Genomic DNA, 23,911 nt, shown 5'->3' with positions numbered 1-23,911 from the left:
GGATATCTTGCTAAATCGGTATTCTTGTCCATTGCGAATTTTTATAATTGCAGTTAGTCTGCGAGCCAATGAGTTCTAGAAAAAGGGAGAACCGGAATGTCTCAATATGCAGACCTCAAGGCGCAGATCGCTAAATTGCAGGCACAGGCAGAAGAAGCGCGGCGCACTGAAATCGACAATGTGGTCGCCGACATCCGCCAAAAGATCGCTGAATACGGTCTGACGGCTCAAGACCTCGGCTTCGCGGTCGCCGCCAAGCGTGGCCGCCCGCCCAAGAAGGCGCCGTTGCCGGCGAAATACCAGGATCCGAAGTCGGGCAATACGTGGAGCGGGCGTGGCAAACCGCCCAAGTGGATCGTCGGTAAGAATCGCGAGCGTTTTCTGATTGGCGCGGCTTAAGCCGGTCGCCGGGCGGGGCGAAAGCCAACTGAAGGTTTATTGGCACTCGGTTTTTATTCGTTGAGTGCTAATCTGCGATGGAAGCGCATCCATACCCGTATTAAAAAGCCGCCCTCAAGGGGCGGCTTTTTTGGACAAAGAAGCGGGATAATCTGGGTTTGCCGATCGCGCAAACGATTCACACGACAAATCCGCTGGTTATCGGTCGGCAAATCGGAAACGACGCCGTAAGCGGCGACTTTCGACATTCAAGCGGCCGAGCGAGAACTGCCCGGCCGCTTGAACGCGGCGTTTAGCCCACCGCGACTTGACGCAATACCGGGCGGCGCGTGGCGTCGATCAGTGCCGAATAGCCATCCACGTAATTCTGGGCCATCGTCTTCGAGCTGAAGCGGCGTTCGAACTGCGCGCGGATTTCGGTGCGCGACAATTCGTCCAGGCGTTGCAGCGCCGCGACCGCGCCTTGCACGTCCTCGACGATGTAACCCGTCACGCCGTGGTCGATCACTTCCGGCACCGAACCGCGGTTGAACGCGATCACCGGCGTGCCGCACGCCATCGACTCGATCATCACGAGGCCGAACGGTTCCGACCAATCGATCGGGAACAGCAGCGCCTTGGCGCCGGACAGGAATTCCGGCTTCTGCGCTTCGTTAATCTCGCCCACGAATTCCACATGCGCCAACGACAGCAGCGGCTCGATTTCGCGCTTGAAGTATTCCTGGTCGGCCTTGTCCACCTTGGCGGCGATCTTGAGCGGCAAACCGCTTTGTGCAGCGATCTTGATAGCTGTATCGACACGCTTCTCCGGACAAATACGGCCGAGGAACGCCAGGTACTCCGGCTTCTTATGGGTTTGCGGCGTGAGCAGTTGCTCCGGCAGACCGTGGTAAATCGTGTTGAGCCAGTTCGCTTGCGGCAGCGGCGCGCGCTGCGAATCCGAAATCGAAACCACCGGCACGTCGGAAAACGCATCGAACACCGGTTGCAGTTCCGGCAAGTCGAGGCGACCGTGCAGCGTCGTCACGAACGGCGTGTCCATTGTCGTGAAGAGCGGGAACGGCATGTAGTCGAGGTGGAAGTGAAGCACGTCGAACTCATGCGCGACCTTGCGGACCTTCTCCATCATCAGGACGTGCGGAGCCAGCGCATCGCGGATCGTCGGGTCCAGACGCAGTGCACGAGGCCAGCAGGCGTCGAGATTCGCCGAGGTGACCGAGTCGCCGCTCGCAAACAGCGTGACGTCGTGGCCCAGATCGACCAGCGCTTCAGTCAGATACGACACGACGCGTTCCGTGCCACCGTAAAGTTTCGGCGGAACAGCTTCATACAAGGGCGCAATTTGTGCGATTCGCATTCGTTTTCTCCTAATCAGAACGGCATCGCACAGCGGCGCTCGAGTAGAGCGAGGAGCGAATGCCTGACGGACGGTTGGGCGCGGTAAGCCGCCGCCCGGGGTGTTCCGAACCTGCATCGGGTAATCCCTTAGCTTCATTATCGGGATCGGCCGCGCTAATTCGAGCTATTTTTCAAACGCTTAATGTTGTTACAGCGCGAAACATGGCGCGTTACAGGTCGTCCGGCCGCGCAGTTCCCTGATTAGCAAGCGCCGCCGGATGATTATTCGAACGCCGAAAGGCCACCAGCAAGGCGTGGGCCTGAAACGTGGAACGCGGCGCCTACACGGCGCGCATTGCAGGGAAGTGAAAACGTCTTATAATTCTCGCTCACCGCTGTAACAGTGCGGGCCATGAGTCGATCAAACTCACCGTTTGGTTCACATCAGAGAAGGCAGCGTGTTTAGGGCGCATGGAAATTTTCGCATCGCGCGCCTTTACTCCTTCCCATGCCGCTCCCCGACTTGTCTTTGTAGGAAAAATTCCTACATGAATGACGGATTTATCCGTCAACAAGGCTGGGTGTCTGTCCGATTTTCGTCCGCTCCCCCTTTCGACACAATGCTCGCAAGACCAGAAACGAGCCGATTCGTGCGGTTTAAGTGCGCGCGTCCGAGCAAACGTTTCCGTAACGGCCTGACCAGCCAGATACACCCCGGGGGAATCATGAGCGCGACAAGCGAAATGCTCAATGAGATCAGAGAAGTCAACCTGTCTTATCTCCTGCTCGCCCAGCGACTGCTGCGCGAAGACAAGCCAATGGGCATGTTTCGCATGGGGATTTCGGACCAGTTAGCCGATGTGCTCGCCAATCTGTCGTTGGCGCAGACCGTCAAGCTGGCGGCGTCCAATCAGGTGTTGTGCCGTTTCCGTTTCGACGACCATGCCGTGCTGTCCGCTCTCGCGGACAAAGGCAAATCCAGCGCCGTGGCCCAGGCGCATTCCGCGATCCTGATGGCAAGCCAGCCAGTCGAGCACCTCGGCTGATGGCACGTTGTAATTCAAACAAAGCGATCAGGACGGGGGAAACGCAAACGGATGGCCTATAAAAGTGTTGTGCTCGAAGTCAGGGAAATCACCCTGGCGATCGAACTGATCGAGCTCGGCGCGCGTTTGCAATTGCTGGAAGCGGAAACCAGCCTGTCGCGCGACCGGCTCATCAAGCTCTACAAGGAACTGAAAGGGGTCTCGCCGCCCAAGGGCATGCTGCCGTTTTCGACCGACTGGTTCATGACCTGGCAGCCGAACTTTCACTCCTCGCTGTTCTACAACATCTACCGGTTCATGGCCGGCCACGGCGGCTGCCTGACAATCCAGTCGATCGTGAAGAGCTACCGGCTCTACCTGGAACACGTCCAGTTGCACGACGACGAGCCTGTGCTCAGCCTCACGCGCGCCTGGACTCTGGTGCGCTTTTTCAGTTCCGGAATGCTGCAAATGACAGCCTGCTGCCGCTGCGGCGGGCATTTTGTCGCGCATGCGCACGATCCGCAGCATGCGTTCGTCTGCGGCCTGTGCCAGCCGCCCTCACGCGCCGGTAAGACAAAGAAATTCGCCGACGCCCGGGTCCGCGAGAGCCTCGCCGCTCTCGAAGCCTGACCCACAGGGCGGCCGCCGTCGCGCGAGCCGCCTTCCATCTCCCGTGTGGCGGGCCTTCCAGGCCGTCCGCGAGACGCCCGGTCCAGCCGGACCGGCGCATCCGCCTCTGGTTTACACCGGAGCGACGAGCCGCTTTTCCGCCAAAGTTTTTCGCTTCGTTGCCGTAAACCAGATTAACGACGGTCACCGTCGCTTCTTTGTGAGGGCTCGGCAGTGCTGATTTTCGTGGGAACACTCGTGACGCTTTTGTCCGTTTTCGGCGGTTACGCGCTGGAAGGCGGCCATCTCGGCGCGCTGCTGCAGCCCGTTGAAGTGCTGATGATCGTCGGCGCCGGTGTCGGCGCATTCATTCTGGGTAACGGAATGAAGACGATCAAGGCCACGCTGCGCGTCATTCCAACCCTGTTCAAGGGCGCGAAGTACAACAAGGACGTCTATATGGAGCTGATGGCGCTCCTCTACGTCCTGCTGGCCAAGGCGCGCAAGGAAGGCACGCTGACGCTGGAAGCGGACATCGACGATCCGTCGAAGAGTCCGATCTTCACCCAGTATCCAAAGATTCTCGCGGACCATCACATCATCGAATTCCTGACCGACTACCTGCGCTTGATGGTGGGCGGCAACATGAATGCATTCGAGATCGAAAGCCTGATGGACGAGGAGATCGAGACGCATCACCAGGAAGGCGAAGCGCCCGCTCACGCGCTGAACAAGGTCGGCGACGCCATGCCGGCGTTCGGTATCGTGGCCGCGGTGATGGGCGTGGTGCACACCATGGCCTCCGCGGACAAGCCGCCCGCGGTGCTCGGCGAGATGATCGCCCAGGCGCTGGTCGGCACCTTCCTCGGGATTCTGCTTTCGTACGGGCTGATCGGGCCGCTCGCGAGCGTCGCCGAACAGCGCGTGACCGAGTCGACCAAGATGTTCCAGTGCATCAAGGTGACGATTCTGGCCAGCCTGAACGGTTACGCGCCGGCGATTGCCGTCGAGTTCGGCCGCAAGGTGCTCTTCTCGACCGAACGCCCGTCGTTCGCCGAGCTGGAAGAGCACGTGCGCCGCGTCAAGGCCAAATAAAGGGCGCCGGGAACCGAACCGATGAGCAAGGACAAAGACCGCGCCATTGTCGTCAAGCGCTCCGCGCCGAAGAAAGCCGGCCACCACGGCGGCGCGTGGAAGCTCGCGTATGCGGACTTCATGACCGCGATGATGGCGTTCTTCCTGCTGATGTGGCTGCTGAGTTCGGCGTCCACGGTGCAGCTGAGAGGCATTGCCGATTACTTCAACCAGCCGTTGAAGATCACGCTGTGGGGCGGCGACCGCAGCGCCGAGGACTCGAGCATTCTGAAGGGCGGCGGCCGCGATATCTCGACCGACGCGCAAGGCGTGACGCGTTCCAGCGAAGGCTCGAACAACCGCGCCGAGCATAGCGTCGCGCACGGCAGCGAAGAGTCGGTGAAGCAGTTGCAGGGCGAACTGGAGCGTCGCGAGCAAGTCCGCCTGCACGATCTGCAGGTCAAGCTGATGGCTGCGATCGAAGCGAATCCGGTGCTGCGCCAGTTCAAGCAGCAGATCCGTATTGACTCGACGCTGACCGGCTTGCGCATCGAGATTGTCGACTCACAGAAGCGGCCCATGTTCGCGACCGCGAAAGATCAGGTCGAGCCGTATATGCGCGACATCCTGCGCGAAATCGGCCACACGCTGAACGACGTGCCGAACCGCATCATCGTGCAAGGCCACACCGACGCCGCGCAGTACGCCGGCGGCGAGAAGGGCTACAGCAACTGGGAACTGTCCGCGGACCGCGCCAATGCGTCGCGCCGCGAGCTGATCGGCGGCGGCATGGACGAAGCGAAGGTGATGCGCGTGCTCGGCCTCGCGTCGACGCAGAACCTGAACAAGGCGGACCCGATGGATCCGGAGAACCGCCGCATCAGCATCATCGTGCTGAACAGGAAGTCGGAGGAGGCGCTGAATCATGACGACTCCACCACGACCACCTTGTCGGACGACGCAGCCGGCTCCAAGCCGTTGCTGCAAAAGCTTGCGCAGCCGGTAACGGTTGCACCGAAGTTGCCGGCGGCAGTGCCGTCGGCCCAGTAACAGACAGCGGTTGCCCCGCCGCTTCACGCGCCCTGCCGGCGCGGACGGCGGGACGAACCATAGCGTACGTGCAGCGAGGTTTTCATGATCAGGCACATCCTGGCAATCGACGATTCGGCATCGATGCGGCAGATTCTCGCCGCCACGCTGACGACGGCAGGCTACGAGGTGACGCTCGCGGCGGACGGCAACGAAGGGCTCGAAAACGCGCTCGCCATGTCGTTCGACCTCGTGCTCACCGATCAGTACATGCCAGGCAAGACCGGCCTCGATCTGATCGCCGCGCTGCGCAACAACCCGGCTTACCAGGCCACGCCCATCCTCGTCCTCACGACGGAATCGGGCGAGCCGTTCAAGGAAGCGGCACGGGCCGCGGGCGCGACCGGCTGGATCGAAAAGCCGCTCGACCCGGACATGCTGACCGAACTGGTGGCGGCGCTAGCCGAGCCAGACCACGCGTAAGCGCCACACATAGACCCAGTTATAGAAGCTCTCGACGCGGCGGCACGGCAGCCCAAGCCAAGACAGGAACTCTCGCGGTGACCCAGGCATGACACTCGACATCACTCAGTTCTATCAAACGTTCTTCGACGAAGCCGACGAACTGCTCGCGCAGATGGAGCAGTTGCTGCTCAATCTGGATATCGCTCACCCGGACCCCGAAGACCTCGCGGCCATTTTCCGCGCGGCGCATTCGATCAAGGGTGGCGCGGCGACGTTCGGTTTTACCGCGCTGACGGAAACGACGCACATTCTCGAATCGCTGCTCGATCGCGCGCGCAATAACGAACTCGTGCTGCGCAAGGACATGATCGACACGTTCCTCGAAACCAAGGACGTGTTGTCCGGCCAGCTCGCCGATTACCGCGCGAGCGCCGAGCCGGACGCGGCTACTGCGAAGGCGATTTGCGCGAAGCTCGAACGCCTGAACGCGGAAAGCCGTGACGGCGTGGCACCGGCTGCGCCCGCGCCCGTTGCCGCGAGCGTGGCGCCCGTTGAAACACAAGCAGTTGAAGGCGGCACCCCGCCGGAGCACGTCGTCGAACAGGCGGTGCAGGCGGCGGGTGAATGGATTGACGGCGAACCGGCACAGACCGGGCAAGCCACGGGAGACGGCGCAGAAACCGGTCCCCATCTGAAAATTACGCTACGGGGCGTTGGTGAGAAGGACCAGGAACTGCTGGCCGAAGAGCTCGGCAACCTGGGCAACATCGTCGGGCAGGTCAAGAGCGGCGGCGATCTGACGCTGTGGCTCGCGACCGATGTGACCTCCGACGACATCATCGCCGTGTGCTGTTTCGTGATCGACGAAAGTCAAATCGTGATCGGCCGCGGTACCGCACCGGCGGACGACACGCAGCAAGGCGAACCTGGAACGCCCGACGCTGCCGATTCGTCCCCGGCGCAAGCAGCACAGGCAACTCAGGCGGACCCTGCAGCATCGCCGGCACCGGCTGCCGGCACCGCTGCGCCCGCATCAACGGCCACGCATGGCATGTTCGACGCACCGGCCGCGGCCGCGCCGGCTGTGGCTCAATCGGCGGCGCAACCCGCGGCAGCGGCAAGCGCAGCGGCGCCGGCCAGCGCAGCGAGCGCAGCCACGCCCGCCGAGCAGGATCGCAAAGCAGCACGTCCGGCTGCGGCAGCCGGCGGCGCGGAAGGCAGCTCGATTCGCGTCGGCGTCGAAAAGGTCGATCAGTTGATCAACCTGGTCGGCGAACTGGTGATCACGCAAGCCATGCTCGCGGAAACCACCAGCACGTTCGACCCGGCTCTGCACGATCGCCTTTTCAACGGCATGGCGCAACTCGAGCGCAATGCACGCGATCTGCAGGAAGCGGTGATGTCGATCCGCATGATGCCGATGGATTACGTGTTCAGCCGCTTCCCGCGTCTGGTGCGCGATCTGGCGGCGAAACTCGGCAAGGAAGTGGAACTCGTCACCTTCGGGCAAGCGACCGAACTCGACAAGAGCCTTATCGAACGGATTATCGATCCGTTGACTCACCTCGTGCGCAACAGTCTCGACCACGGCATCGAAACCGTGGAAGCACGGCGCGCGGCGGGCAAGGATTCGACCGGTCAGCTGGTGCTGTCGGCGGCGCATCACGGCGGCAACATCGTCATCGAAGTGAGCGACGACGGCGCGGGCTTGCGCCGCGACAAGATTCTCGCGAAAGCGGCCAAGCAGGGCATGCAGGTCAGCGAGACCATGAGCGACGAAGAAGTCTGGAACCTGATCTTCCTGCCGGGCTTCTCGACGGCGGAGCAGGTCACCGATGTGTCGGGCCGCGGCGTGGGTATGGACGTGGTGAAGCGGAACATCCAGTCGATGGGTGGTCACGTGGAAATCACCTCGCACGCCGGCAAGGGCAGCACCACACGCATCGTGTTGCCGCTCACCTTGGCGATTCTCGACGGCATGTCGGTCAAGGTCGGTAACGAGATATTCATTCTGCCGCTGAACTTCGTGATGGAGTCGCTGCAGCCGCAAGCCGAAGACATTTATACGGTGGCCAACGGCGAACGCGTGGTGCGGGTGCGCGGTGAATATCTGCCGCTCGTGGCGTTGCACGAAGTGTTCAACGTCGACGGGGCGAAGCAGGAACCGACGCAAGGCATCGTCACTATCATGCAAACCGAGGGGCGCCGCTTTGCGATGCTCATCGACGAACTGGTGGGCCAGCAGCAGGTGGTCGTGAAGAACCTGGAAACGAATTACCGCAAGGTGCACGGCATTTCCGCCGCGACCATTCTCGGCGACGGCAGCGTCGCGCTGATCGTGGACGTGGCGGCGCTGAACCGCGAAACACGCCACGCGCATGGCGCGATGAGCCTCGCATGATGTCCGTCACATTCGCCGCAACAGTAACACTTACTCAACTCATTTCATCCCAACCGTTTGGGGGCTAACGTGGCAGAAGTCCAATCCATCAATTCGAGCGTCGCGAACGCAAGCGGTGCCAATAGCCGCCGCGACGCGCAGCAGGCAGACGCCGGCGGTCAGGAATTCCTCGTCTTCACGCTCGGCGCCGAAGAGTACGGCATCGACATTCTCAAGGTGCAGGAAATCCGCGGCTACGACAACGTGACGCGGATCGCCAATGCGCCCGAGTTCATCAAGGGCGTGATCAATCTGCGCGGCATCATCGTGCCGATCGTCGACATGCGCATCAAGTTCCACCTGGGCCGCGTCGAGTACGACCACCAGACGGTGGTGATCATCCTGAACGTCGCGCACCGCGTGGTCGGGATGGTGGTGGACGGCGTGTCGGACGTGCTGACGCTCGCCACCGACCAGATCATGCCGGCGCCGGAATTCGGCGCCACGCTGACGACCGAGTACCTCACGGGTCTGGGCACTGTCGACGGCCGCATGCTGATCCTGATGGACATCGAGAAGCTCATGACCAGCCGCGAAATGGCGCTGATCGAAACGCTCGGCGCCTGACAGCGGCAGCCTTCACGAAACGATTGGGATAGGGAGCATTGAAATGTTGAGCAGGTGGTCGATTCGCACGTCGCTGACGATGATGGGGATCATTCTGGTCGCGCTGACCGTGGTGGTCGGCGTACTTGGGCTGAGCGCGCTGAATCGCGCGAGCCAATCGCTCGATCGCATTGCGCGCGGCGATCTGGTCGCCATTCACGCGCTCGACGATGCTTCCGCGTATCTGCTGCGCTCGCGCGTGTCGCTGGACCGCTTCAATGCATTGAGCGCGGCGGGCGACACGGAGCAGGCGAAGAAGGTGCTCGATCGTGCGGAGGAGTTGTACGGCAAGGGCAATCAGAGCTGGCAGACGTATCTCGACGCGCCCAAAAACGGCGTGGCGCAGGCGCAGCTCGACGAACTGCTGGCGCGCCGTACGGTGGTGATGCGCGAAGGCCTCGAGCCGGAGTTCGCCGCGCTGCGCGCGAACGATCTGGCCGCCTATCACGCGATTGCGGATACGAAGATCAGCCCGATGTTCGTGTCCTACGACATCGCGGCCTCGGCGGTCATCAAGAGCTTGCAGCAGCAGGCCGTGGATCAGCAGGCGAGCGCGCAATCGAACATCTCGCTGATGACGACGCTGATCATCGCCGTCACCGTGCTCGCGCTGCTGCTGGTGGTAGGCGTCCGCTTCGCACTGCGCGGCCTGATCGTGCAGCCGCTCGCCGACGCGACGGCGTGCTTCGAGCGCATCGCCGCGGGCGACCTGTCCGAATCGATCAACGTCTTCAGCCGCAATGAAATCGGGCGGCTGTTCGCCGGCATCAAGCGCATGCAGGACAGCATGTCGACAATGGTGAGGGCGGTTCACAGCAGCACGGAATCTATCGACACCGGCGCGCGCGAAATCGCGATGGGCAACACCGACCTGTCCCAGCGCACCGAACAGCAGGCCGCCTCGCTGCAGGAAACCGCATCGAGCATGGAGCAGTTGACCGGCACCGTGCGGCAGAACGCCGAGAACGCGCGTCAGGCGAGCCAACTGGCCGTCAACGCATCCGACATCGCCACGCGCGGCGGCGACGTGGTGAGCCAGGTCGTCACGACCATGCAGGACATCGCGACCAGTTCGAACAAGGTCGTGGACATTATCGGCGTGATCGAAGGCATCGCCTTCCAGACCAATATTCTCGCGCTGAACGCGGCGGTCGAAGCCGCGCGCGCCGGCGAACAGGGCCGCGGCTTCGCCGTGGTGGCGGGCGAAGTTCGCAGTCTCGCGCAGCGCAGCGCGAGCGCCGCGAAGGAAATCAAGGAACTGATCGGCGACTCGGTCGACAAGGTGCAAAGCGGCTCGACTTTGGTCGGCCGTGCCGGCACGACGATGGACGAGATCGTGCAGGCCGTGCGCCGCGTGACCGACATCATGGGCGAAATCAGCGCGGCGTCCGAAGAGCAGTCGGGCGGCATCGAACAGGTGAACCGCGCGGTCGTGCAGATGGACGAAGTCACGCAGCAGAACGCCGCGCTAGTCGAACAGGCGGCGGCCGCGGCGGCCTCGCTCGAAGATCAGACGCGCCAGTTGCAGGCCGTGGTGAATGGCTGGAAAGTGGCCGGCGGCGCGGCACACGGCAGCGCGGCGGCAACCCGTCCGCAACCGGCCGCATCCCGCGTGACGAGCAGCAAGAGCAAGCCGGCTGCCAAGCTTGCGCAGCATGCAGCCGTGAACGGCGGCGCAGCGCATCCGGCGACAGGCGCAGCCGCAACGAGCAACCCATCGGCGTCGGGCAATCACGGCGCAGGCACCGCGCGCGTCGAACCGGCACTCAGGCCGAAGACGGCCCGCGCGGCATCCGAATCCGCAGCACGTCCGGCCGCGGTCAGCGCAGCCACGGCGGGCTCGGATGCGGACTGGGAAACATTCTAGGAAGTGGCGCAAAGACATGCGGTCATTCGGCATCTCGCTCCATGAGGAGCGAATCATCGAAGCACGCTTTATCGGCGTGTCGCGGGCCGACTGCATGGTGGCGGAACTCGCGGGCGGGCGCGACCCCGCGAACACAATCCCTTCTTCTCAAGGCGAGTTCCTGGGCGGAATGCGGGATGGCTCGTATCGCAGGCAGGAATATTCATGATGGCAACGCGCGCACAGCAACGTCCCGAACGTCCGGACCCGGTTAGATCCGGCGAACAGTCGCGGGATTTCGAATTCACGTTGGCGGACTTCGCTCGCATTCGCGAACTGATTCACCGCAGCGCGGGCATTTCGCTGTCGGATCACAAGCGCGACATGGCGTACAGCCGTCTGGCGCGCCGTCTGCGCACCCGCGGTCTCGACACCTTCAAGCAGTATCTCGATCTGCTCGAAGCGGAAAACGATCCGGCCGAGTGGGAAGCGTTCACCAATGCGCTGACCACCAACCTGACGGCGTTTTTCCGCGAGGCGCATCACTTTCCGATCCTCGCCGATTTCGTGCCGCGCCGCGCGCAGCCGGTTTCGGTGTGGTGCTCGGCGGCTTCGACCGGAGAAGAGCCGTACTCGATCGCGATGACGCTGATCGAAGCGCTCGGCGACAGCGGCGCGCGTCAGGCCTCGGTGCTCGCCACCGACATCGACACCCAGGTGCTGGCCAAGGCCGAAGCCGGCATGTATCAGTTCGATCAGGTTAAGCATCTCTCGCCCGAGCGGCTCAAGCGCTTCTTCCTGAAGGGCACTGGCGCGCACGCGGGCATGGTCAAGGTGCGCCCGGAAGTGCGTGCGCTGGTGCGCTTCGAGCAACTCAATCTCACCGACCGCGATTACCAGTTGCGTTCGCAGTTCGACGCGATCTTCTGCCGCAACGTGATGATCTATTTCGACAAGCCGACGCAAGCGCAAGTGCTCGCCCGTTTCGAGCCGCTGATGAAGGCGGGCGGCCTGCTGTTCGCCGGCCACTCGGAGAACTTCACGTACGTCACGCAGGCATTCAAGCTGCGCGGCCAGACCGTGTATGAATTGACGCGTGATGCAAGCGGCGCGCGTACGCCGACGGCGACCCGCGGCTCGGCGCCGGCATCGCATCAAGCGGCGAGCGGGGTGACGGTATGAGCAGCGGCCTGCCGATCGCCACCAATCTGTATTTCGACAACCACTTCCAGCGCCCCGGCGTGAAGTTGTTGCCGAACGAGTTTTACACCACGCACGAAGACATGGTGCTGGTCACCGTGCTCGGATCCTGCGTCGCGGCCTGCATCCAGGATCGCACGGCCGGCATCGGCGGCATGAATCACTTCATGTTGCCCGACGACGGCGCGGACGTCGCGCAGGCTGCATCCGATTCGATGCGCTACGGCGCCTACGCGATGGAAGTGCTGATCAACGAACTGATCAAGGCCGGCGGCCGGCGCGAGCGCTTCGAAGCGAAGGTGTTCGGCGGCGGCGCGGTGCTCGCCGGCATGACGACGATGAACATCGGCGATCGCAATTCGGAGTTCGTGCGCCGCTATCTCGCGGTGGAGAAGATCCGCATCGTCGCCGAGGACTTGCAGGGCTCGCATCCGCGCAAGGTGGCGTTCATGCCGCGCACCGGCCAGGTGATGGTGAAGAAGTTGCGCTTGCAGCAGGAAGCGGGCGTGGCCGAGCGCGAACAGGCGCTGATGCGGCGGAGCGCCGAAGCACGCGCCGAGCGGCTCGCCGCGGCGCGCAAGCGGGTGGAACTGTTCTCGGCGCCGGCCGCGTCGAGAGCCAAGGTCGAACTGTTCGGCGCGCCGGCCGGCGGAGCAACGGGAACAGCAGCAAGCAGTGCGGGCGCGGGGGCAGCAAAGCCGCGCATCGAACTGTTCGGCACGCGCCCGATTAATTCAAACAACGCCAGAACCACAGAGGAGGCGTGAGCGCTGTGCAAAAGATCAAAGTACTGTGCGTCGACGATTCGGCGCTGATCCGCAGCCTGATGACGGAAATCATCAACGGCCAGCCGGATATGACGGTGGTGGCGACCGCACCCGACCCGCTGGTCGCGCGCGATCTCATCAAGCAGCATAACCCCGACGTGCTGACGCTCGACGTCGAAATGCCGCGCATGGATGGCCTCGATTTCCTCGAGAAGCTGATGCGCCTGCGGCCCATGCCCGTCGTGATGGTCTCGTCGCTGACCGAACGCGGCAATGAAATCACGCTGCGCGCGCTGGAACTCGGTGCGGTCGACTTCGTCACCAAACCGAAGGTCGGCATTCGCGACGGCATGCTCGATTACTCGGAAAAGCTCGCCGACAAGATTCGCGCCGCCGCGCGCGCACGCGTGCGCCAGGCCGCGCCGGTGCAGCACGCGGCTGCACATGCCGCGCAGGCGACGGTCGGCGCGGCACCGCTGTTCAACAATCCGCTGCTTAGTACCGAGAAGCTGATCATCGTCGGCGCGTCGACGGGCGGCACGGAAGCGATCCGCGAAGTGCTGGTGCCGCTGCCGCCGGATGCGCCCGCGGTGCTGATCGCGCAGCATATGCCACCGGGCTTCACAAAATCTTTTGCACAACGCCTCAATGGTTTGTGCCGGATTACCGTTAAAGAGGCAGAGCACGGCGAACGCGTGCTGCCGGGACATGCTTACATTGCGCCCGGCCATGCCCATCTGTTGCTTGCGCGTAGCGGCGCGAACTATATTGCTCACCTGTCGGACGAGCCGCCGGTCAACCGGCATCGTCCGTCGGTGGATGTGCTGTTCCGTTCGGCCGCGCAGCATGCGGGCAAGAACGCGGTCGGCGTGATTCTGACCGGGATGGGGCGCGACGGCGCCGCCGGACTGCTGGACATGAAAAAGGCAGGGGCGTACACCCTTGCGCAGGACGAGGCGAGCTGTATTGTGTTCGGCATGCCGCGCGAAGCGATCGCACTTGGCGCGGCGGACGAGATCGCCGCGTTGCCGGAAATGAGCCGACGTGTGATGGCGCGTCTCTCGGCAATGGGCGACCGCGTTCAGCGGGTATGATGCGGGCCGGTAGGATTTGAGGCGCTGGTTTGAGGCGCGAGTTGAGCGGTGAGGCGCCGCACCATGGATCAAGCAAAGGGAATGAAATGGATAAGGGAATGAAGATTCTGGTTGTTGACGACTTTCCGACGATGCGCCGGATCGTCCGCAACCTCCTCAAGGAACTCGGCTATTCGAACGTCGACGAGGCGGAAGACGGCCAGGCCGGTCTCGCGCGTTTGCGTGGCGGCACGTACGACTTCGTGATCTCCGACTGGAACATGCCGAACCTCGACGGTCTGGCCATGCTCAAGGAGATCCGCGCCGACGCCAACCTCACGCACCTGCCGGTGCTGATGGTGACGGCCGAATCGAAGAAGGAAAACATCATCGCGGCGGCGCAGGCCGGCGCGAGCGGTTATGTCGTCAAGCCGTTCACGGCCGCGACGCTCGACGAGAAGCTCAACAAGATTCTCGAGAAGATGGCCAAGACCGGGAGCTGATGTGAATCTGCCGACCAACGCGCAAGGCGCCGACGCGGGCAACGAGAGCGGCGACTTCGCGTCCGACCGTATCCTGGCTCGCATTGGACAACTGACGCGCACGCTGCGCGACTCGATGCGCGAGCTCGGGCTCGACAAGCATGTCGAACGTGCGGCCGAAGCCGTGCCCGATGCCCGCGACCGCCTGAAGTACATTGCGGATATGACGGAGCAGGCCGCTGAGCGCGTCCTGTCCGCTATCGACATCGCCAAGCCGATCCAGGAGCAGCTGCAGAAAGACGCGGGCGAACTCGACGCGCGTTGGGAGCAGTGGTACGCGGCGCCGATCGAACGCGAGGAAGTGCGCGCGTTGATGAACGACACGCGGACCTTCCTGCGCGGCGTGCCCGAGGCGACCAGCGGGACCAACTCGCAGCTCATGGAGATCATGCTGGCGCAGGACTTCCAGGATCTGACCGGCCAGGTCATCAAGAAGATCACGGATGTCGTGTATCTGATCGAGCAGCAGTTGCTCGGCGTGCTGGTCGAGAACATCGCGCTCGAACGGCGCGAGCAGTTCGCGGCGAACGCGGCGGCACTGGCGGCCGAAGTCTCGTCGACCGGCAGCCCCGAGCATCTGCTGAACGGTCCGCAAATCAATCCGGAAGGCAAAACGGACGTGGTGCAGGACCAGTCGCAAGTGGACGATCTTCTGGCCAGCCTCGGCTTCTGACCCACCGGCGCGACGCCACGTCGCGCCCGCCCACTAAAGGCGCGGGGTCCAACCGGGACCCATAGCAAGCCACGCCCCCGCGTGTGCTTGCTGTCTGCCGACACAAACCACAGGCATACTACGGGCTCAAGCAGCGGCACGGCGCTCCGGCGAAGACACATGCCGGTCGGTGGCACGATGGGGAGAAACCCTCCACGGTGCGATCGCAGCGGTGCCGTATGATCTGCGTACATGCAGCCGGTTTGCATCACGTGCGAACCGAGCGGCCGCTCGGGAGGAGCCTTGTTATGTGGAGTCGTGTACGCCGCGCCGGGATCGTTACGGCGCTTGCCTTACCCTGTTCGCTAATCGTCGTGCAGTCCGCTCATGCTGGACTGGGCGGCGCCCCCATGACACCGCCCACGGGCGCGTCAGTCTCGTCGCGCACCGTTCAGCCCGGCAGCAGCGCCGTCAACGCGGCGCAGAGCGTGATGCGTTCCGCGTCCAACGCCGGGTCGTCCGGTACAGCTTCCACCTCTTACACCGTGCGTGAGACGGCGCTCGGCAACGGCACCGTGGTCCGCGAATATCTCGCCTCGGACGGCTCCGTGTTCGGCATCGCCTGGCGCGGCCCGCAAATGCCGGATCTGAACGATCTGCTCGGCAGCTATTTCCCGCAGTACGTGGCCGGCGTCAAGACGGTGCGCGCGGCGCGCGGCGGCGGCCGCGGCCCGGTCGCGGTCGACCAGAGCGGCCTCGTGGTGCGCTCCGGTGGCCACATGGGCTCGTTCAGTGGCCAGGCGTGGTTGCCTCCTGCGCTGCCCGCCGGCGTCAGCGGTTCAGACATCCAGTAATAGCGAGGACGAGACATGCGAACCAAGCATATTGCTGTGAAGCTCAAGGGCTGGATGCAGGCCGTCGTCGCCGTGGCGTTGGTGTCCGCGCTCGTCGCGTGCGGCGGCGGTGGCGGCTCCAATAACGATTCGTCGACCTCGCTGAACGGCGGCTCGCTGCCGGCCAGTCCGACCCAGCAGCCCATTGCCGCCACTGCGGCGAATACAGTGCCCATCACCGTCGGCCGAGGCGTGAACGGCGTCATCAATATCCCGGCGGTCAGCGTGAGAATATGCGCGCCCGGTTCGACCACGAATTGTCAGACCATTGACAATATCCAGGTCGATACCGGTTCCTACGGGCTGCGCGTGGTCAGCTCGGTCCTGAACGCCTCGCTGCTCAATGCGTTGCCGGTCAGCACCATCAGCGGCAGCGGCGCCCAGCTCGCCGAGTGCGCGACCTTCGCGGACGGCTTCACGTGGGGCACGGTGCGCACCGCGACCATCGCGATCGGCGGCGAGACGACGACGGCGGCGGTTCCGATGCAGATCATCGGCGACAAGGATTCGAGCACGGTGCCCACGCCCGGCTGCGGCAGCGGCCAGGCCGAAAACAAGGTTGACGATCTCGGCGCCAACGGTATTCTCGGCATCGGCACGTCGCCCACCGATTGCGGTACGACCTGCTCGGACCCGGCACAGGCGGCCAAATTCAGCAATTACTTCGCCTGTCCGGGCGGCGTGTCGTGCGCCCGCACGGCGGTACCGCTCGCGCAGCAGGTGGCCAATCCAGTCCCGTTTTTCCCGGTCGACAATAACGGCGTGATCGTGCAGATGCCGCCGGTGTCCAACACCGGCGCGTCCTCCGCCACCGGCACACTGGTGTTCGGCGTCGGCACGCAGGCGAACAACGCGCTCACCGGGGTCCAGCTTTTCACCACCGACGCTTTCGGTGACATGGACAACAGTGTGTTCAACGGCGCGCAGGTACAAGCCTTCCTCGATTCGGGCTCGAACGCCTACTTCTTCGGCGATAGCTCCCTTGCGCAGTGCGGTAGCAACTTCGCGGGCTTTTACTGCCCGTCGTCGGCGCAAACGCGGACGCTGACGCTGGTCGGGCTGAACAAAACGCAGGCGAACGCCAGCATCGGCATCCTGAGTGCGGCGACGCTGTTCAGCAACGGCAACAACTACGCGTTCAACGACCTGGCGGGGCAGATCGGCGGCAACAGCAGCTTCGATCTCGGATTACCGTTCTTCTACGGCCGCCATGTGTATTACGGCATCGATCAGACCGCAAATGGCGGTCAAACGCCTTTCGTGGCGTTCTGATCGAAGCGCCACACTGAAGCCTGAGGGCTGAAGCCGAACCGGCGCTCGCGCGAAACACGCGGGTGTCCGGCCCGGCCGCGAGTTGTCGTTTCGCGTCAGCAGGGCCGGCCGGCGGGCTTCCTGGCCGTCTCCATCCGTCGAAATACCCCCCTTTCTCCGCCTTTATCCGCCGATCGGTGCTTGCGTCGAGCGGGAATAATCGCTCTCACTGGAAAGAGGCGCCGTGCCTCAGCCGACCGGAGAGCGTTTGTGGCAGAGGACAGCGACCTCGAAAAAACCGAATCAGCCACTCCCCGGCGCCTGCAGAAGGCGCGCGAGGAAGGGCAGATCGTGCGTTCGCGCGAGCTGTCCACGTTTGCGCTGCTGGCGGCGGGGTTCTTCGGCGTGTGGGGGATGTCCGGCAGCATCGGCGAACATTTGCAGGGCATGCTGCGCGCGGCCTTCACGTTCGATCACGCCGGCGCGTTCGAGACCCGCCGCATGATGATCGGCGCGGGCGTGGCGAGCCGCGAAGGGCTCTACGCGCTGCTGCCGATTCTCGCCTTCACCGGCGTCGCCGCCTTGTTCGCGCCGATGGCGCTGGGCGGCTGGCAGTTGTCGGCGAAAGGCCTCGAGCCGAAGTTCGACCGCCTCAATCCGATCGCCGGCCTCGGCAAGATGTTTTCGATCAACGGACCGATCCAGCTCGGCATGTCGCTCGCGAAGACGCTGGTGGTGGGCGTGATCGGCGGCACGGCGATCTGGAATCGCCGCGAAGAGATTCTCGCGCTGGCGACCCAGCCGCTGCATCTCGCGCTCGCCAACACCGTGCATCTGATCGCCGTGTGCTGCGGCATGACGGTCGCGGGCATGTTCGTCGTCGCCGCGATGGATGTGCCGTATCAACTGTGGCAATTCCACAAGAAGCTGCGCATGACGAAGGAAGAAGTGAAGCGCGAACACCGCGAAAGCGAAGGCGATCCGCACGTCAAAGGCCGGATTCGCCAGCAGCAGCGTGCGATTGCCCGCCGCCGCATGATGACCAACGTGCCGAAGGCCGACGTGGTGGTGACCAACCCGACGCACTTCGCCGTGGCGCTGCAATACACCGACGGCGAGATGCGGGCACCGAAGGTCGTCGCCAAGGGCGTCAACCTGGTGGCGGCGCGGATTCGCGAAATTGCCGCCGAGAACAATGTGCCGCTGCTGGAAGCGCCGCCGCTCGCGCGGGCGCTGTACCACAACGTCGAACTCAACCGCGAGATTCCGGGCCCGCTATACGGCGCGGTCGCCGAAGTGCTCGCGTGGGTGTACCAGTTGCGGCGCTTCAAGGCCGAGGGCGGCGACGTGCCGCTCGCGCCGACCGAACTCGACGTGCCCGCGGAACTCGACAAGGGCGGTGTATCGGACGACGAAGCCGATCAGGAAGCCGCCGACACGCTCAACCCAGATAACGAAGACGCTTCAGGAGCCTCCGCATGAACGCTCGCGCCGGTTTCCTCGCCCGACGGCCAGACGCCTTGAGCAGCACCAATTTGCGCGCCCTCGCCGGGCCGGTGCTGATCTGCATGATCCTCGGCATGATGATTTTGCCGTTGCCGCCGTTCCTGCTGGATCTGCTGTTCACCTTCAACATCGCGCTGTCCGTGATGGTGCTGCTCGTCAGCATGTACACGATGAAGCCGCTCGATTTCGCGGCATTCCCGAGCGTGCTGCTGTTCTCGACCTTGCTGCGCCTTTCGCTGAACGTGGCGTCCACGCGGGTCGTGCTCCTCGAAGGCCATACCGGCCCCGACGCGGCCGGCCAGGTGATCGAATCGTTCGGCCACTTCCTCGTGGGCGGCAACTTCGCGGTCGGTATCGTCGTCTTCATCATCCTGATGGTGATCAACTTCATGGTGATCACCAAGGGCGCGGGGCGGATCGCGGAAGTGTCCGCGCGCTTCACGCTCGACGCGATGCCCGGCAAGCAGATGGCGATCGATGCCGACCTGAATGCCGGCCTCATCAACGAAGAACAGGCCCGCAAGCGCCGCTCGGAAGTCTCGCAGGAAGCCGAGTTCTACGGTTCGATGGACGGCGCGAGCAAGTTCGTGCGCGGCGATGCGATCGCCGGTTTGCTGATCATGGTGATCAACATCATCGGCGGACTGATCGTCGGTATCGTGCAGCACGACATGAGCTTCGCGGCGGCGGGCAAGAACTACACGCTGCTCACCATCGGTGACGGCCTCGTCGCGCAAATTCCGTCGCTGGTGATTTCGACCGCCGCCGGTGTGATCGTCTCGCGTGTGGCGACCAACGAAGATATCGGCACGCAGCTCACCGGCCAGTTGTTCACCAATCCGCGCGTGCTGGTGATCACCGGCTGCATTCTCGTGCTGATGGGCCTGATTCCGGGCATGCCGCACTTCGCGTTTCTGATTCTCGGCGGCGGTCTGATCCAGCTCGGCCGCACGATGAAAAAGCGCGCCGAGGAGCGCAAGAACACGACGGCGCTCGTCGATGTCGCACCGGCCGCGCTGGCGCCGGTCGAAAACACCGAGGCGAGCTGGGACGACGTGACGATGATCGACACGCTCGGCCTCGAAGTCGGCTACCGGCTGATTCCGCTCGTCGACAAGAACTCGGACGGCGAACTGCTCAAGCGGATCAAGAGCATCCGCAAGAAGTTCGCGCAGGAAATCGGCTTTCTGCCGCCGGTCATTCATATCCGCGACAACCTCGAATTGCGGCCGAACGGCTATCGCATCGCGCTGAAGGGCGTCGAGGTGGGCGTCGGCGAAGCGTATCCGGGCCAGTGGCTGGCGATCAACCCGGGCCAGGTGTCCGCCGCGCTGCCGGGCACGCCGACCCAAGATCCCGCCTTCGGCTTGCCGGCCATCTGGATCGATACGAACCTGCGTGAGCAGGCGCAGGTGTACGGCTACACGGTGGTCGATTCGAGCACGGTGGTGGCGACGCACCTGAATCACCTCGTGGTCACGCATGCGTCGGAATTGCTCGGCCGCCGGGAAGTGCAGGCGTTGCTCGAACGGATGCAGAAGGACACGCCGTCGCTGGTCGACGATCTGGTGCCGAAGGCGCTGCCGCTCACCACGCTGCAAAAGGTGCTGCAAAATCTGCTGGAAGAAGGCGTGCCGATTCGCGACATGCGCACGATTCTCGAAGCGCTCTCCGAACACACGCCGAAGATCACCGACGCCCACGATCTCACCGCCGCCGTGCGCCTCGCGCTCGGTCGCGCGATTACGCAGCAGTGGTTCCCGGGTGTCGGCGATATGCAGGTGATGGGCCTCGATTCGAATCTCGAACGTGTGCTCTCGCAGGCGCTCTCGACCGGCTCCAATCCGGGTCTCGAGCCGGGCCTCGCGCACACGCTGCTGAACGAAACCCAGAAGGCGATGACGCGTCAGCAGAACCTCGGGCTTGCGCCTGTGCTGCTGGTGCAGCATGCGTTGCGGCCGATGCTCGCGCGCTTCCTGCGCCGCAGCCTGCCGCAGCTGAAGGTGCTGTCGTATGCGGAAGTGCCCGACACGCGCAATATCAAGGTGGTGAATCTGATCGGCGCGCACGGTTAGCGCGTATCGCTTACTGAGGCCAGTTTGTGGCCGATGTCTTTTGCCGGCGCTCATGGAGCGCCGGTTCTCATTCTGGCGCCTGACTTTTCATGTCGCAAGCGGACGGCGAAGTACACGCCGCGTCCGCGAAAGCGCCGTCCGACGCCGCCGCCAGGCGTGTTTCAAACCGGCGTGCGTGTGAATCAAAGCACGTTTCCATCGTCCGAATTGCCCACGTTTAACGGTCTTTATCCATCGATCATGCCTCGGCGGGTTTCGCAATAATGATCTCAATGGGAAGCGGTATGTTGCCGGTCCGTTAGTCCGTTTACCTCATCGGGGGTCCAGCTTGAACATTCGTAAATTCGTCGGTGCTACCAGTCGTGATGCGCTGCGTCTCGTGCGCGAAGCGTTGGGCGCGGACGCGGTCGTACTGTCCAATCGCACGATGGACGACGGCAGCGTCGAGATCGTCGCGCTGGCCGACAGCGACCTCGCCGCCCTCTCGCCGAAAGTCCCGCGCGCAGGCGCCGGTGCACCGCAGGCTGGATCGATGAATGCGATGGCTGGACGGCCCGCGCTGGCCGCACCGCGCGCCATGCCGGCGGCAGCGCCGATGCAGGCGAACCCGTATGCGAGCGGCATGCCCGATGTGTTCTCGTCGGTGTTCGGCGCGAGCCCGGAAGCCGGCGCGGAGAATCTCGGCAACGGCGTTGGCAACCACGTCTCATACTCCGAGCACATTGACGACGACGCGAGCGACGCACCGACCGCCGCCCCCGTCAAGGCAGCCGCCCCGATCAAGGTAGCCGCGGAAGTGCCGTCGAAACCGACCAGTCCCGAGCAACCGAGTGCCCGCGCCGCGGCCTCGCGCCTCTCCGAAGACATCCGCGCCGATCTGCTCAAAGCGGCCGGCGCGCCGGCTGCGTCCACCGCACCGGGCGCCGACGTGCAAACGCCGCGCACGATGGCCGAATCGAATCCCTGGCTGATCGACCACGCTCGCCGCATCGCCGCCGAACAGCAACAGGAAGGCGCATACAGCGCGCGTCCCGCTGCGATGACGCCAGCTGCCGCGATGGCCAAGGGCCTCGGTGCCGCCGTCGAACCGGCCAAGGCTGCGGCGCCCCAAGGCGGCGACACGCCCGACTGGGCGCGTGAAGGCGCGCAAGCCGCCGCACGCCGCGCCGCGCAGAAAAACGCACCGGCGCAGTCCTCGAACGACGACGCCCGCACGCCCGCTTCGGTCGCCGAAGCGATCAAGGCGCGTATGGAGCAAGTGGTCAACGACACCGTGATGAGCGAACTGTCGTCGATGCGCGGAATGATGGAAGAGCACTTCGCCGGCCTGCTGTGGGGTGAGCGTCAGCGCCGCAACCCGGTGCGCGCCTCGCTCACCAAGCATCTGTTCGCGGCCGGTTTCTCCGCGCAGCTCGTACAGATGATGGTCGACAACCTGCCGGCCGACGTCGAGAACATGGACGGCGGCATGGACTGGGTCCGCTCGGTGCTCGATTCGAACCTGCCGGTGATGGAAGACGAAGACGCACTGATGGAGCGCGGCGGCGTATTCGCGCTGATGGGCCCGACGGGCGTCGGCAAGACGACGACCACCGCCAAGCTCGCCGCGCGTTGCGTGATGCGGTTCGGCGCCAGCAAGGTCGCGTTGCTCACGACCGACAGCTACCGGATCGGCGGCCACGAACAACTGCGCATCTTCGGCAAGATTCTCGGCGTCTCGGTGCATGCGGTAAAGGACGGCGCCGACCTGCAACTCGCGCTCTCCGAATTGCGCAACAAGCACATCGTGCTGATCGACACGATCGGCATGAGCCAGCGCGACCGCCTCGTCTCCGATCAGATCGCGATGCTGTGCCACGCCGGTCAGCCGGTGCAACGCCTGCTGCTGCTCAATGCCACCAGTCATGGCGACACGCTCAACGAAGTCGTGCAGGCCTATCAGCGCGCGCCGGATCAACAGCCGCTCGCCGGCTGCATCCTGACCAAGCTCGACGAAGCCACCAATCTCGGCGGCGTGCTCGATACGGTGATCCGTTACAAGCTGCCGGTGCACTACGTGTCGACCGGTCAGAAGGTGCCGGAGAACCTGTACGTCGCGACGAAGAAATTCCTGATCAAGAGCACCTTCTGCATACCGCGCGATAACTCGCCATTCGTGCCGCACGACGACGACATTCCTGCGTTGCTGTCCGCATTGTCCGCACGTTCCACGGCCGAATTGCACGAGGTCCGCTTTGGATAAGGTCATCTCCGATCAGGCAGAAGGACTGCGGCGGATGTTGGCCCGCAGCGGCTCGCGTGTGATTGCGGTGACGAGCGGCTCGGCCGGCGTCGGCTCGACGACGACGGTGGTGAACCTCGCCGCCGCGCTCGCGCAGCAGGGCAAGGACGTGCTCGTGATCGACGAATGCCTCGGCGAGAAGTCGGTGAGCACGATGCTCGGTGGCGTGCGTGGCGCGGGCAATTTCGCCGCCGTGATGCGTGGCGAGATGACGCTCGACGACGCCGCTGCAAGGCACGCACTCGGCTTCTCCGTACTGGCCGCCTCGCGTCCGAACCGGGAAGGTCATACGGCCGCGGAGTTCGGCGTGGTGTTGCGCGGTTCCGCCGACGTCGTGCTGATCGACGCGGAACTCGATGCGCAAGGTCATCTCTCGGCGCTCGCGAGGCAAGCGCACGACGTGATGATCGTCACGCGCATGGCCGCGCACGCGATCACCGACGCGTACGCATGCATGAAGCGCCTGCACTACGCGCACGCCATCGCGCAGTTCCGCGTGCTGGTGAACCACGTGCAGAGCGTGAACGACGCGCATACCGCGTTTGCAAACCTGGCCGGCGTGGCCGGGCGCTACCTGACGGTGGCGCTGGAAGACGCCGGTTGTATTGCCGCCGATGCGCGGATGGCGCGAGCCCTGGAGTTGTCGCGTTGTGTCGTCGATGCGTTTCCGTCGACACCGGCTGCGCGCGACTTCCGGCATCTCGCCGCCGAATTGCAGTACTGGCCGATGCGGCCAGCGATGTCGTCGCAAACGCCGTGGATGGCGCCTGCGGCAGTTACAGCGGCGCAACACGCCGACCAACCGTCTGCGCAGCACGCCTGAGTGGCGGCACAAGG

Annotated in this window: 22 protein-coding genes; 21 read left to right on the top strand and 1 reads right to left on the bottom strand. The window is 63.9% G+C overall.

All coding sequences use genetic code 11. The annotated features are described in order from the left end of the window. Positions 1-96: 96 nt before the first annotated feature. Positions 97-399, top strand: coding sequence for an H-NS family nucleoid-associated regulatory protein (locus B0G80_RS15460; RefSeq protein ID WP_007179981.1), 303 nt, complete (start codon positions 97-99; stop codon positions 397-399). A gap of 292 nt (positions 400-691) precedes the next feature. On the opposite strand, the gene B0G80_RS15455 is transcribed toward B0G80_RS15460, so the two are convergent. Then, the gene (locus B0G80_RS15455) at positions 692-1,756 is read right to left on the bottom strand and encodes a glycosyltransferase family 4 protein (RefSeq protein WP_116118527.1); all 1,065 of its coding nucleotides are present in this window, start codon (positions 1,754-1,756) and stop codon (positions 692-694) included. Positions 1,757-2,462: 706 nt separating this feature from the next. Here B0G80_RS15455 and flhD point away from each other — a divergent pair. The 20 genes from flhD (at position 2,463) to B0G80_RS15350 (ending at position 23,897) form a co-directional block, all read left to right on the top strand. Continuing rightward, complete coding sequence (gene flhD, locus B0G80_RS46830) at positions 2,463-2,783, top strand: flagellar transcriptional regulator FlhD (RefSeq protein ID WP_168795559.1); 321 nt, start codon at positions 2,463-2,465, stop codon at positions 2,781-2,783. A gap of 51 nt (positions 2,784-2,834) precedes the next feature. Then, complete coding sequence (gene flhC, locus B0G80_RS15445; protein WP_106284778.1) at positions 2,835-3,395, top strand: flagellar transcriptional regulator FlhC; 561 nt, start codon at positions 2,835-2,837, stop codon at positions 3,393-3,395. Between the two features lie 213 nt (positions 3,396-3,608). Continuing rightward, a complete protein-coding gene (gene motA, locus B0G80_RS15440) occupies positions 3,609-4,469 on the top strand; it encodes a flagellar motor stator protein MotA (RefSeq protein WP_006050895.1) in 861 nt (286 codons plus the stop codon). Positions 4,470-4,490: 21 nt separating this feature from the next. Beyond that, the gene (motB, locus tag B0G80_RS15435; protein WP_116118525.1) at positions 4,491-5,498 is read left to right on the top strand and encodes a flagellar motor protein MotB; all 1,008 of its coding nucleotides are present in this window, start codon (positions 4,491-4,493) and stop codon (positions 5,496-5,498) included. 84 nt (positions 5,499-5,582) lie between these two features. Further along, on the top strand, positions 5,583-5,960 hold the full coding sequence (locus B0G80_RS15430) for a response regulator (RefSeq protein ID WP_007179975.1): 378 nt from the start codon (positions 5,583-5,585) through the stop codon (positions 5,958-5,960). 88 nt (positions 5,961-6,048) lie between these two features. Further along, positions 6,049-8,343 (top strand): chemotaxis protein CheA, encoded by a 2,295-nt coding sequence (gene cheA / locus B0G80_RS15425; RefSeq protein ID WP_116118524.1) that lies wholly within the window; start codon positions 6,049-6,051, stop codon positions 8,341-8,343. A gap of 69 nt (positions 8,344-8,412) precedes the next feature. After that, a complete protein-coding gene (locus B0G80_RS15420; protein ID WP_106284782.1) occupies positions 8,413-8,949 on the top strand; it encodes a chemotaxis protein CheW in 537 nt (178 codons plus the stop codon). A gap of 43 nt (positions 8,950-8,992) precedes the next feature. After that, positions 8,993-10,855, top strand: a complete 1,863-nt coding sequence (locus tag B0G80_RS15415; RefSeq protein WP_116118523.1) for a methyl-accepting chemotaxis protein — start codon at positions 8,993-8,995, stop codon at positions 10,853-10,855. 16 nt (positions 10,856-10,871) lie between these two features. Further along, positions 10,872-11,063, top strand: a complete 192-nt coding sequence (locus B0G80_RS15410) for a hypothetical protein (protein WP_116118522.1) — start codon at positions 10,872-10,874, stop codon at positions 11,061-11,063. Then, positions 11,060-12,016 (top strand): CheR family methyltransferase, encoded by a 957-nt coding sequence (locus tag B0G80_RS15405; protein WP_116118521.1) that lies wholly within the window; start codon positions 11,060-11,062, stop codon positions 12,014-12,016. Before B0G80_RS15410 ends, B0G80_RS15405 begins: the two co-directional genes overlap by 4 nt. After that, positions 12,013-12,801 carry a chemoreceptor glutamine deamidase CheD gene (cheD, locus tag B0G80_RS15400; RefSeq protein WP_116118520.1) on the top strand — a complete coding sequence of 263 codons (789 nt, stop codon included), beginning with the start codon at positions 12,013-12,015 and terminating at the stop codon, positions 12,799-12,801. The genes B0G80_RS15405 and cheD overlap by 4 nt, the downstream gene beginning before the upstream one ends. 5 nt (positions 12,802-12,806) lie before the next feature. Beyond that, positions 12,807-13,895, top strand: a complete 1,089-nt coding sequence (locus tag B0G80_RS15395) for a chemotaxis response regulator protein-glutamate methylesterase (protein WP_166679057.1) — start codon at positions 12,807-12,809, stop codon at positions 13,893-13,895. Positions 13,896-13,981: 86 nt separating this feature from the next. After that, positions 13,982-14,377 carry a chemotaxis response regulator CheY gene (cheY, locus tag B0G80_RS15390; RefSeq protein WP_095417937.1) on the top strand — a complete coding sequence of 132 codons (396 nt, stop codon included), beginning with the start codon at positions 13,982-13,984 and terminating at the stop codon, positions 14,375-14,377. A 1-nt stretch (position 14,378) separates the two neighbouring features. Then, positions 14,379-15,089 carry a protein phosphatase CheZ gene (cheZ, locus tag B0G80_RS15385; protein WP_106284788.1) on the top strand — a complete coding sequence of 237 codons (711 nt, stop codon included), beginning with the start codon at positions 14,379-14,381 and terminating at the stop codon, positions 15,087-15,089. 287 nt (positions 15,090-15,376) lie between these two features. Further along, positions 15,377-15,922, top strand: a complete 546-nt coding sequence (locus B0G80_RS15380) for a DUF2844 domain-containing protein (protein WP_116118519.1) — start codon at positions 15,377-15,379, stop codon at positions 15,920-15,922. Between the two features lie 15 nt (positions 15,923-15,937). Beyond that, complete coding sequence (locus tag B0G80_RS15375) at positions 15,938-17,233, top strand: DUF3443 domain-containing protein (protein ID WP_116118518.1); 1,296 nt, start codon at positions 15,938-15,940, stop codon at positions 17,231-17,233. A 249-nt stretch (positions 17,234-17,482) separates the two neighbouring features. Continuing rightward, positions 17,483-18,694: a flagellar biosynthesis protein FlhB gene (gene flhB / locus B0G80_RS15370; RefSeq protein WP_106284791.1), complete on the top strand. Its 1,212-nt coding sequence runs from the start codon at positions 17,483-17,485 to the stop codon at positions 18,692-18,694. Next, positions 18,691-20,793 (top strand): flagellar biosynthesis protein FlhA, encoded by a 2,103-nt coding sequence (gene flhA / locus B0G80_RS15365; RefSeq protein WP_116118517.1) that lies wholly within the window; start codon positions 18,691-18,693, stop codon positions 20,791-20,793. Before flhB ends, flhA begins: the two co-directional genes overlap by 4 nt. A gap of 328 nt (positions 20,794-21,121) precedes the next feature. Further along, positions 21,122-23,035 (top strand): flagellar biosynthesis protein FlhF, encoded by a 1,914-nt coding sequence (gene flhF, locus B0G80_RS15355; RefSeq protein WP_116118515.1) that lies wholly within the window; start codon positions 21,122-21,124, stop codon positions 23,033-23,035. Next, positions 23,028-23,897, top strand: a complete 870-nt coding sequence (locus B0G80_RS15350) for an AAA family ATPase (protein ID WP_106284795.1) — start codon at positions 23,028-23,030, stop codon at positions 23,895-23,897. Before flhF ends, B0G80_RS15350 begins: the two co-directional genes overlap by 8 nt. Positions 23,898-23,911 lie beyond the last annotated feature (14 nt).

It is taken from the genome of Paraburkholderia sp. BL6669N2, from assembly GCF_003387275.1.
GTDB lineage: Bacteria > Pseudomonadota > Gammaproteobacteria > Burkholderiales > Burkholderiaceae > Paraburkholderia.
Note: the sequence above shows the minus strand (reverse complement) of the source record. Positions and strands in the feature narration are given on the sequence as shown.